Genomic DNA, 10,557 nt, shown 5'->3' on the forward strand with positions numbered 1-10,557 from the left:
GGTACTGGGGACTGCGACTGTTCCTGATCTGCACCCCGGCCGGAATGCCCATCACCTGGGCCCTGGCCAGCCCGAAAATCGACGAACGCGAGGTCTTGGCCGCGATGCTCGACCGCGAGCCGCATCTGGCCACCGACCGGCCGGGACTGCTGCTGATCGCGGACAAAGGCTTCGCGTCCAAGGAGTTCGAAGCCGACCTGGCAACGCGCGGCGTCACGCTCCTGAGGCCATCGTTCAAACGGGAGAAGACCCGACCGGGCGAACCGCTGCTGAAGTCGGTCCGCCAGCTCATCGAGTCAGTCAACGACACCCTCAAGGGACAGCTCGGCCTGGAACAGCACGGCGGCCGCACCTTCGAGGGCGTGGCAGTCCGCGTCGCCCAACGAATCCTGGCGATGGCAGCAGCCATCTGGCACAACCACCACACCAACGCACCCACCACCAGGTCACTGATCGCCTTCGACCACTGACCACATCGGAACTACTCGTCTAGACACCGTGCCGCTCGTCGTCCAGTCGCCGATCGGGCGGGAGGACGGCTTCACGGGCGTCGTGGACCTGCTGCGCATGCGCGCCCTGGTGTGGGCCGACGGCCACGGCACCTACGCCGAGGGTCCCGTGCCCGACGCCCTGCGCGAGGACGCGCTGCGCCGCCGCCGTGCGCTGGAGGAGGCGGTGGCGGAACTGCACTCGGCCGCGCTCGAGGAGTTCTGCGAACGGTCGGCGCTGTCGGAGGCGACCCTGCGCTCCGCGCTGCGCGACCTGACGCTGTCGGGCGACGGCGTCGTGGTGCTGTGCGGCTCGGCGTACCGCAACCGCGGCATCGAGCCGCTGCTGGAGGCCGTCGTGGACTACCTGCCGTCACCGCTGGACGTCCCGGCGGTACGGGAGGCGGCCGACCCGGCGGCGCCGTTCGCCGCGCTGGTGTTCAAGGTGACCGTGACCGCCTCCGGGCGGCTCACCTACCTGCGGGTGTACGAGGGGACGATCAGGAAGGGGGACACGGTGCTCGACGCGCGCGCCGGACGCACCGAGCGGATCGGCCGGATCCTGCGGGTCCGCGCGGACCGGCACGCCGACGTCGACGCCGCGGTCGCCGGGGACATCGTCGCGGTCGTCGGGGTGAGGTCGGCGGCAGCGGGCGCGACCCTGTGCGCCCCGGAGGCGCCCCTGGTCCTCGAACCGCCGTCGGTGGCCGAGCCCGTCGTCTTCGCCGCGGTCGAGGCCGCCCGCACCATCGACACCGACCGGCTGGCGGTGGCGCTGGCCCGGGTGGCCGAGGAGGATCCCTCGCTGGCCGTGCGGACCGACCCCGAGACCGGTCAGACGGTCCTGTCCGGCATGGGCGAACTGCACCTGGAGGTGGCGGTGGAGAGGATCCGCCGGGAGCGGGGGCTGGACGTCCGCGTCGGGCGGCCGCGGGTCGCCTACCGGGAGACGCTCGTGCGCGGTGTGCGGGGCCTGGTCCACCGGCACGTCAAGCAGGAGGGCGGCGCGGGCCAGTTCGCGCACGTCGTCCTGGACGTCGAGCCGTACGAGGAGGCCGCGTTCGCGTTCGCCTCGACGGTCGTCGGCGGGCGGGTGCCGAAGGAGTTCGTGCGCGCGGTCGAGGCCGGCTGCCGGGACGCCCTCGCCGAGGGCCCCCTCGGCGGCCACCCCGTCACGGGTGTGCGGGTCACGCTCACCGACGGCGCCACGCACTCCCGCGACTCCTCCGAGACGGCCTTCCGCACCGCGGGCCGCCTCGGCCTGCGGGAGGCCCTGCGCGGCGGCGTGATGGCCCTGCTGGAACCGGTCGTCGAGCTCACGGTCACCGTCCCCGACGACGCCGTGGGCACCGTCCTCGGCGACCTCGCCGCCCGTCGCGGCCGCGTCACCGGCTCCACGGCGCGCTCGGGCACGGCGGTCGTCACGGCGACGGTGCCGCTGGCCGAACTGTTCGGCTACGCGACCCGGTTGCGCGGCCGCACGCAGGGGCGGGGCACGTTCACCACCCGCCCCGCGGGGTACGCCCCGGCACCGGCGGGCACGGCGACCCGCTGAACGGCGCGCCCGGCCCCGCTCCCCGCACGTGCTGCGGGGAGCGGGGCCGGACCCCGTCGGGCGGCTCAGCCCCCCGCCATGAGGGCCTCGTTGACGGCCGCCACGCGCTCGTACAGCGGACCCTCCCGCACGATGTCGTCCCCGAGGCCCTGCCGGTGCGGCGCCACGTCGACGACGGTGACGAGGGTGTCGCCGAAGCCGATCACCGCCCACCAGTCCTGTCCGGCCAAGCGCACCCGCCATGTCGCCTTCACCCACTTCCCGGTGTCGGTCCGCACCTCCGCCGAGACCGGTTCCCAGGACGCGGGGGCGAAGGCGAGGAGCGCCTCGACCGGTGCTCCCCGGCGCTCGAGGCGCTCCGTCACGTGGGGCCCGCGCGCGGTGAGCCGTGCGGGTTCGCGCAGGACGTGCCGCACCCGTGCGAACAGCGCCGCGGGGCCGGTGGCCACATGGAAGCGGGCGGTGTCGAAACGTGGGGCCAAGGGGTGGGGTCCTCACCGGGAACGCCCCGATCCCCGGCCGGGGACGGGCATCGTGACCAGGAAGGATACCGGCACGACCGCCGCCACCGGGCCCGGCCGGGGTGAGCCCCGCCGGATCGGGCGGAGGAGGCGGGGGCCGTATGCGGAGTGCGCCGCCGCTGCGGCAGGATGTGTCAGATCGCGCCAGGACAACGCCTGTTCGGCGCGACTCCAGAACGTCCCCCGAACGTCCCCCGAACGATGAGGCGACCAGTGACGACACAGCATCCCCCGCGCCCCGTGGGTGAATCCGTACGCACGTGGGGAGGCGACCGGTGAACCGCGCCCTCACGCTGCACGACCTGATCGTCGCCGGTGCGGCGATCGCCGCCGGCGCCCTGGCGGGGCTGCTGCTGCGGCTGGCCCTGAAGTGGCTGGGCGAGCGGGCCAGGAGCACCCGGTGGGGCGGCGACGACATCGTCGTCGCCGCGCTGCGCACCGTCGTGCCGTGGGCCGCGCTGGCGGCCGGTGCCTGGGTGGGGGCCGCGGCGCTGCCGCTGACCCGCGTCGTGGACCGGACGGTCAACCAGGTACTCGTCGCAGTGCTGATCCTGGCGGCCACGATAGCCGCGGGCCGCATGGTCGCCGAGACGGTGCGGTCGCTGGCGCTGTCCCGGTCCGGGGTCGCCGCCTCCGCGACGATCTTCGTCAACATCAGCCGTGTCGCCGTGATGGCGGTGGGCTTCCTGGTCCTGTTGCAGACCCTGGGCATCTCCGTGACGCCCCTGATCACCGCCCTCGGCGTCGGCGGTCTCGCCGTCGCCCTGGCCCTGCAGGACACGCTGGCCAACCTCTTCGCGGGCGTGCACATCCTGGCGTCCAAGACCGTGCAGCCCGGCGACTACATACGCCTCAGCAGCGGTGAGGAGGGCTACGTCGTCGACATCAACTGGCGCAACACCGTGGTCCGCCAGCTGTCGGACAACCTGGTGATCATCCCCAACGCCAAGCTCGCGAGCGCGATCGCCACCAACTTCCACCAGCCCGAGCAGCAGATGTCGCTGATCGTCCAGGCGGGCGTCGGCTACGGCAACGACCTCGAGCACGTGGAGCGGGTGACCATAGAGGTCGCGGGGGAGGTCATGGCGCACGTCGAGGGCGGCATCCCCGAGCACGACTCGGTCGTCCGCTTCCACACCTTCGGCGAGTCGCGGATCGACTTCTCGGTGATCCTGCGGACCTCGGAGTACGGGGAGCAGTACCGGATCAAGCACGAGTTCATCAAGCGCCTGCACCGCCGCTACCAGGAGGAGGGCATCGAGATCGCCTTCCCGACGCGGAACGTGGTGCTGCGTCAGGAGCAGCCCGACGCGATAACGCTGCCGCACCAGCGCACGGTCCCCGCGCCGGACCGCACCCCCGGCACCTGACGGCCGGCCCGCCGGGCACGCGCCGAGGGGTGCGTGCCCGGCGGGGGGCGCCGAAGGTGACGGAGGAGGCACGGACGGTGCGCGAAAGTATCAATCCGTGGCAAATTACTCCAAAGGTGGACATGCTGGACCCGGCTCGCTACGGTCGGGGGTGGGCGCGATCCGCCCCTCGAGCCGGTGCCCCGCCGCTCCCCAAGGCCGCACCTCACGCATGGATTTGGGCCTGACCAGGGACGAGGCACCCACCCCGTACGCATCCGAGAGGACGAACAGCCATGCGCGCACAGCGATTCCTCGCACTGCTCGCAGGCCCGGTAGCCGTAGGAGCCCTGGCGGTCCTGCCGGCGGCGCCCGCACAGGCCGCGACCGCCGGCCACGTCACGGCGGGCACGGTCCAGGCCCAGGCCGCGGGCGCCCTCGCCCCGCAGGTGAGCAACCGGTACTGGCGCGGTTTCCGCGACGGACGCGACGACGGACGCCGCGACGCCCGCTCCCGCCCACGCTGCCGCAACCAGTGGGACTCCTTCCGCCCCCGGAGCTGGAACTCCGAATACCGCCGCGGCTACCGCGACGGCTACCGCTCCGGCTGGAACTCCTACTGCTGAGCCGGCCCCGCACACCGCCCCGATCCCCACGGACCGACAATGGTGCCCTGAGTGAGGTCGGTCCGGGTGCAGGGGAGCAGCCGAAGTGAACACCGGGGACGAAGACCGGGTCTTCACCGGTCACTGGGTCTTCGAGGCCAATCTGCGGCCGCTGTGCGAGGCGGTGTCGTACTTCACGGGATACGCGTTCGACGACTGGGACTGGCAGGCCGTCGAGGGAGCCCTCCCGGCGACCGACGCCGGACACCGAGACGGCTGGTACGCGTACCCGCTTTCCGGCCGCGTCCCGTTGGCCCTGCTCGTCGCGCGCGACCCCGGTTCCTCCGTGGTCTTCGTCCGGTTCGCGGGACGACCCGGCGCGGGGGAGGAGGCCCGGATCGAGGCGGCGCTCCACGTCTTCTCGACCTGGACCGTGCGGTGACGGACCGCGGCGGTCACTCGCAGACGCGCTTGGGGCCGTCCGCTCCCACCCGCGCGCGGAAGCGGACCTCGTGGCCCTTGGCGTCGGTGAAGACCGCCGCCGTCGGCGACAGCAGCGTCATCGTGCCCCGCTGCGTGGGATTGTCCCAGCCCGGCGGTGGGTTGAAGGCGTCGCCGGTGAGCGGGGTCTCGGCCTCGAAGTACGTGGACCCGATCAGGGCCTCGTCGATGCCGCAGTGGGTGTAGAGCTCGTAGGGGATGGTGGTCGGGGCCGGCGCGGTGGGGAACACCACGCGGGGAGGCTCGGGGTCGTTCCGGTCGGCGCAGCCGGTGAGGGCGGCAGCGACGGCGGCGACGGTGGCCGCGAGGGCGGTGGCGCGTGCGGAGTGCCTGCTGCTCATGGCCGTTGGACGTGCCCGCCGCGGGCCGGGTTCCGTCCGCGGCCCCCTCAGGCGGCCGCGGGCCGTACGCCGGTGCGCCGCCCGCGCGGTACGCAGGTCGCGGCGACCAGGAGCGCGCAGACCAGGCCCGTCACCAGGACCGGGGCGGGGGCGAACGTGGCGGCGAGGAGCGCCGCGACGGCGAGCGCGTGCACCGCGTCGGGCGCGGTGGAGTGCCCGGCGGCGCCGCGGTGCAGCAGCCATACGGACAGCACGAACCCGGCGACGGGCACCGTGTACGCGGCCGCCGCGCCGTAGGCGGTCAGGTGGCCGTGCCCGGTGGACCGGGCGACGTTGACGGCGAGTCCGGCGCCCACCGCCGCGGCGCAGGCGAAGACCGCGTAGTGGCCGTAGCCCCACAGCGTGGCCGTGGCGAAGCCGCCCAGGCGGCGGGAGGCGTTCTGGGCGAAGTACAGCCACCACAGCGCGCAGACCGTGAGGGTGCCGCCCACCACCAGCGTGGCGATGCCGCCGAAGGTCGCGTCGGTGTCGAGGGCGGCGCGCACGGCCCCGGCGGCGGCCGTGATGGACTCGCCCAGCACGATGAGCGTGAACAGGCCGAAGCGCTCGGCTATGTGACGCGGGTGCCAGGTCGTGTTGGCCGCCCGCTCGGCCCACACGGGGATCGCGAGCTCCGCCAGGGCGAGCACGACGTGCGACGTCAGACGGAAGGACCCGGGCACCACGAGGTGCGCCAGCCAGCCCGTCTGCACCACCAGGATGCCCGCCGCGTACCGCAGGCAGCTCCTGCGCCGCTCGGGGTCCGAACCGGCGGCCCGCAGCCACTGGCTCACCATGGCGAGCCGCATGAGGACGTAACCCCAGGTGATGACGGTGTAGTCGCCGTGCTGCAGGGCGGCCGACGTGCCCGCCGACATGACGAGGGCGCCGGTGATCTGCACGACGGTGAGCAGCCGGTACGGGATGTCGTCGGTGTCGTAGGCGGAGGCGAACCACGTGAAGTTCATCCACGCCCACCAGATCGCGAAGAACACCAGCGCGTAGCCGAGGACGCCGCTGCCGACGTGCCCCGCGGCCAGTTCCTCCTCGAACGCGGCGGACGTCTGGGCGACGGCCACGACGAAGCAGAGGTCGAAGAAGAGCTCCAGCGTGGTGGCGGTGCGGTGCTTCTCGTCGGCGACGCGGGCGACCATCCGCCGCCGCCACGCCGTGGCGGCGGTCTGCGGCGCGCTCACCCCGCTCCCGTCCCCGCGGCGTACCCCGTGCCGCACCGGACGGGAACCCCTTCCTCGCTCACGTCACGTTCCTCGCATTCCCGGCGACAAGGCTCTGCTTCCCCCACTGAGACCGGACGTCCCACGCGCGTGTGACACACCCCGGGGAACCCGGCGCCGCCGGGCGCGCCGTCCTGTCCCGCGGTGCCGGGCTTGTCACACTTCGCGGGTGGCGCCGGTCGGTAACGGTGGATGCCCGCACGTCCTCGGGCGGCCCCCTCCGGTTTCCCGGGGGCCGTCCTCCGTCCAGCACAGCCCGAAAGGTTTCCCATGGCAGGCCACCGCGACCCCGGCCCCCTCGGCGACGACCCCCTGCCGCGGTCCTCCACCGCCGGGGAGCCGGTTCCCGTCACCCGCGGCGTCCACGCGAACGTCGACGAGTACGGGGTGCTCGTCGGCTACAGCGGCTCCGCCACCAGCAGGCGGGCGCTGTCCTACGCCGCCGGGATGGCCCGGCGCACCGGTGCGGCGCTCCTCATCGTCCACGTCGCGCGGGAGAACCCCGTCGCGTCGCTGCTCGGCTACTACGACGTGGCCGGCGGGTGCGGGACGCACGGCGACGGCAGGCGCGCGCTCCTGCGGCAACTCGCGCGTGAGGACCACCTGTCGGGGCTGCCCTGGACGCTCATCCACCGCAGGGGCGCCGTCGCGGACGAACTGGAGAAGGCCGGCCGCACCTACCGGGCGAACGCCATCATCGTGGGGAGCGGGCGCGCGGCCGGCCTCCGGCTCTTCCGCTCGATCTCCGACCGCCTGGCGCGCGGCGCCCAGCGCCCGGTGATCGTCGTCCCCTGACGGCGGCCGCCGGGGCCCCTGCGCGGACCGCCCGGCGGGGGAGCGCACCCGACGGCGGAGGGCCGGCCTTCCGTCGGGAAGGCCGGCCCCGGTCCGGCGTGAGCCGGTCAGCGCGTCGGTGTGCGGTCCGCGGTCAGCGGGAACTGATCAGCAGGCCGGGCACGACCGTTCGGCCGGTGCGGAACTCGGTGTACGCCCACTGCTCGACGTCGGGCTGCGGGCCCACGGGGTCCAGCGTCACCGGGGAGTACCCGCCCCGCTCCGCCTGGGACGGTGTGGTCAAGGTGGCGTTGTGCCGGTCGCCCTTCTCGGGGACGACGGTCACCCCGAGCCGGTAGGGAACCTGGGCCGAGGTCGCCGTCCGGGCATGCACGTAGGCGGTGTAGACGCCGGGTTCGGGGAAGAACCGGGCGCTGCGCTCGCTGCTGTGCCAGGACGCCCAGCTCCGGTCGACGAGTTCGCCGTCCTTGTAGAGGTAGAGGTCCAGGTTCGTGTCCGGGTCGTCGGAGGCGGTCTGCACGATCAGTCCGGCCGAGCCGCGCGGCACGACGATCTTCGTGCCTTGGGTGCCCACCCCGCCGGGGGAGAACACGCCGCCGCTGACGGAGGTCGTGAGCTGCTTGTCCGTCCAGGTCACGGGGGTGTACCCGGTGGTGCGGCCGGTCAGCGGGCCGGTGAAGCCGGGCTCCAGGTATCCCTGGCCCTGGCCGCCGGTGCGGCCGAACTCGATGCCCGTGTCGTCGTACGGCCGCGGCGTGAAGCCCCACGGCCGGCCGGCGACCGTCAGGCGCACGCGGTGCTTGGCGCTGCTGAAGACGAGCGAGCCGGTGGTGTAGCGGTCCCAGGTCGCGGTGCCGCGCTCCAGGGTGATGGTCACCGTGGCGGTGGCTCCCGGCTTCACCGAGATCGTCCGGGGGCTGACCGTCACCTTCATCCCGGCGAGCCCGTCGACGTGCGCCGTGTACGTCTCGGTCCGCGTGCCGACGTTGGTCAGCCGTCGCGTGAGCCGTACCGGCTTCGTCCCGTCGTACTCGCGCAGCGCGATCGACGGCAGGTTGATCTCCTTGCCGTCGGGGGTCGCCGCGGCCGCGAAGGCGGTCAGTTCGGCCGCCGAGGGCTCGACCACCAGGCCGGGGTCGTCGGCCGACGAGGTCCGCGGCAGGCCGGAGCCCTGGCGGAGCGGGCTGGTCGTGCCCCGGGTGTCGGTGGCGGTGGTGCGCAGTGCCGAGGCGGTCGCGCCGGGCGACCACTTCGGGTGCCGGGTGCGCAGCAGCGCGGCCATGCCGGCCACGTGCGGGGCCGCCATCGAGGTGCCGGAGTAGGCGTCGAAGAGGCGCCCGCCGGCCATCGGCGACACCGCCGCGACCACGTCGATGCCGTCAGCGACGAGGTCGGGCTTCTGGAGCCCGGTGTGCTGCTGGTCGGGGCCGTAGGACGAGAGGCTCGCCACGCTCGGCAGTCCCACGACGCTGCTGCCGTCCCCGCCCTCGGCCAGCGAAGCGGTCCCGTCGGTACGGTGCGCCCACAGGTAGTTGAAGAGCTTGCCCGCCTGCTCGGCGCTCCACAGGTAGACGGTCGGGAAGTCGTAGATCACGTTGAGGCGGGTGTTGCCGGTCGACTGGAACAGCACCACGCCGACACCGCCGGCGGCCTTGACCGTCGCCACCGCGTCGACGGAGTCGATGAAGTCGCAGGCCACGATCTTGCCCTTGACCTTGGCGGGGTCGAGGCTTCCGGACCAGCAGTACTGCGCGCCGTCGTCAAGCGAACCGGCCTGGTCGGCGAAGACGATCGGCGTGCTGCGACGGGACGGCAGTCGGTCCATGGAGGTGCCGACGATGCGGGTGCCGTCGCCGAGCCGTACGGTCGCCTCGTGGGACCGCTCCACCGTCGCACCGACCGTGGTGACCCAGGGCTCGGCGTTGCTGATCATTCCGGACATGCCGTCGTTGCCGGCGGACGCCGCGACGAAGACCCCGGCGAGGTACGCGTTCAGGAAGGCGTTCCCGATCGGGCTGTTCGGCTGGTAGTCCCCCATCGAGTTGCCGATCGAGTAGTTGATCACCTGGACGCCGTCGGCCACGGCCGCGTCGATCGCCGCGATGATGTCGGCGTCCGTGCCCGAGCCGCCCCACAGGGCCTTGTACACGGCGATCCGCGCGTCGGGCGCCACTCCGGAGATCGCGCCGTAGTCGTGCCCGAGGACCATCGCGTGCTTGACGGGAAGACCCGCCGCGGTGGAGGCGGTGTGGGTGCCGTGTCCGCTCATGTCCCGGGGCGAGAGGCTCTCACCGTCGGGCAGCGAGCCGTAGGCGCTGAGCCACCCGTCGGCGAAGTACCGCGCCCCGACGATCTTGCCGTTGCAGGCGGTGGCGGGGAAGTCCCTGCCGGTCTGGCAGGTGCCGTGCCAGCCCGCGGGCGGCGCCATGGTGGTGGCGAAGGAGGCGCTCTCGGGCCAGATCCCGGTGTCGATGACGCCGATGACCACATCCGAGCCGTGGGCCGGCTTGGTCTGCGCCGCCGTCTGTGCCGCCGTCCGCGCCGGCGCCTGCGCGGTGTGCTGCGCCGCCTGCGTGGTGAGGGTCGTCGCCGCGTCGGCCTTCACGAGTTGGGCCGGGGTGACCGCCTCGACACGCGGGTCCTTGGACAGCTTGCCGGCCTGCGCGCCGGTCAGTTCGGCGGCGAAGCCGTTGAAGGCGGTCGTGTACGTCCGCTCAGCCCGTACACCGAAGTCGCCGAGTACGTCACGCTGCGCTTCGCCGAGGTGCTGCCGGTACTTCTCGGCCGCGGACGAGTGCGGCTGGAGATCCTGCCCGGCCGCCGGCTTCGTCGCCGCGAGTCCCTTGACGCCGCCCGTGTACGAAGTGACGGGCGCTTCCCGCAGCCGCACGACGTACTGCCCCTTGATGGTGTCGGGCTGCGCGGCGGTGTGCAGGGCGCCACCGCCCGTGAGGGCGGCCCGGGTGTGGTCGTACCGGCCCAGCTTCAGGTCCGGCAGCGGGGTGCCGGTCTGTGCCGCGGCCGGCCCGGTGGTCCCCAGGCCGCTGAACAGGGTGGCTAGGACGGTGATTGCCGACGCCACGACTATGCGGCGTCGTCGTCGAAGGCTCGCGCTCGTGACCACGAGT

10 protein-coding genes are annotated in these 10,557 nt (G+C 73.4%); 6 read left to right on the plus strand and 4 right to left on the minus strand.

Features of this window, described 5'->3' with window-relative positions; all coding sequences use genetic code 11:
* Both ACFZAU_RS31075 and ACFZAU_RS31080 read left to right on the plus strand, forming a co-directional pair.
* A partial coding sequence (locus tag ACFZAU_RS31075; RefSeq protein ID WP_500554904.1) for a transposase occupies nt 1-470 on the plus strand: 470 nt, incomplete at its 5' end.
* A gap of 28 nt (nt 471-498) precedes the next feature.
* Nucleotides 499-2,043 carry an elongation factor G gene (locus ACFZAU_RS31080; RefSeq protein WP_500554905.1) on the plus strand — a complete coding sequence of 515 codons (1,545 nt, stop codon included), beginning with the start codon at nt 499-501 and terminating at the stop codon, nt 2,041-2,043.
* Between the two features lie 65 nt (nt 2,044-2,108).
* Here ACFZAU_RS31080 and ACFZAU_RS31085 read toward each other — a convergent pair whose 3' ends face one another.
* Nucleotides 2,109-2,525, minus strand: coding sequence for a hypothetical protein (locus ACFZAU_RS31085; RefSeq protein ID WP_500554906.1), 417 nt, complete (start codon nt 2,523-2,525; stop codon nt 2,109-2,111).
* A gap of 314 nt (nt 2,526-2,839) precedes the next feature.
* On the opposite strand from ACFZAU_RS31085, the gene ACFZAU_RS31090 reads away from it, so the two are divergent.
* The 3 genes from ACFZAU_RS31090 to ACFZAU_RS31100 all read left to right on the plus strand — a co-directional run bounded on the left by ACFZAU_RS31090 (nt 2,840) and on the right by ACFZAU_RS31100 (nt 4,960).
* Nucleotides 2,840-3,934: a mechanosensitive ion channel family protein gene (locus ACFZAU_RS31090; RefSeq protein WP_500554907.1), complete on the plus strand. Its 1,095-nt coding sequence runs from the start codon at nt 2,840-2,842 to the stop codon at nt 3,932-3,934.
* A 275-nt stretch (nt 3,935-4,209) separates the two neighbouring features.
* Entirely contained in the window at nt 4,210-4,539 is a 330-nt protein-coding gene (locus tag ACFZAU_RS31095) for a hypothetical protein (protein WP_500554908.1), read from the plus strand.
* 85 nt (nt 4,540-4,624) lie between these two features.
* Nucleotides 4,625-4,960, plus strand: a complete 336-nt coding sequence (locus tag ACFZAU_RS31100; protein WP_500554909.1) for a hypothetical protein — start codon at nt 4,625-4,627, stop codon at nt 4,958-4,960.
* A 13-nt stretch (nt 4,961-4,973) separates the two neighbouring features.
* Here the strand turns inward: ACFZAU_RS31100 and ACFZAU_RS31105 are convergent, their stop codons facing one another.
* Together ACFZAU_RS31105 and ACFZAU_RS31110 are read right to left on the minus strand one after the other, a co-directional pair.
* Nucleotides 4,974-5,360: a hypothetical protein gene (locus ACFZAU_RS31105; protein ID WP_500554910.1), complete on the minus strand. Its 387-nt coding sequence runs from the start codon at nt 5,358-5,360 to the stop codon at nt 4,974-4,976.
* A 47-nt stretch (nt 5,361-5,407) separates the two neighbouring features.
* The gene (locus ACFZAU_RS31110) at nt 5,408-6,595 is read right to left on the minus strand and encodes a low temperature requirement protein A (protein WP_500554911.1); all 1,188 of its coding nucleotides are present in this window, start codon (nt 6,593-6,595) and stop codon (nt 5,408-5,410) included.
* 309 nt (nt 6,596-6,904) lie between these two features.
* Here ACFZAU_RS31110 and ACFZAU_RS31115 point away from each other — a divergent pair, with 309 nt between their 5' ends.
* On the plus strand, nt 6,905-7,429 hold the full coding sequence (locus ACFZAU_RS31115) for a universal stress protein (protein WP_500554912.1): 525 nt from the start codon (nt 6,905-6,907) through the stop codon (nt 7,427-7,429).
* Nucleotides 7,430-7,562: 133 nt separating this feature from the next.
* Here ACFZAU_RS31115 and ACFZAU_RS31120 read toward each other — a convergent pair whose 3' ends face one another.
* Entirely contained in the window at nt 7,563-10,511 is a 2,949-nt protein-coding gene (locus ACFZAU_RS31120; RefSeq protein ID WP_500554913.1) for a S8 family serine peptidase, read from the minus strand.
* Between the last annotated feature and the right edge of the window lie 46 nt (nt 10,512-10,557).

It is taken from the genome of Streptomyces sp. NPDC008238, from assembly GCF_042956445.1.
In the GTDB taxonomy this organism is placed as follows: Bacteria; Actinomycetota; Actinomycetes; order Streptomycetales; family Streptomycetaceae; genus Actinacidiphila.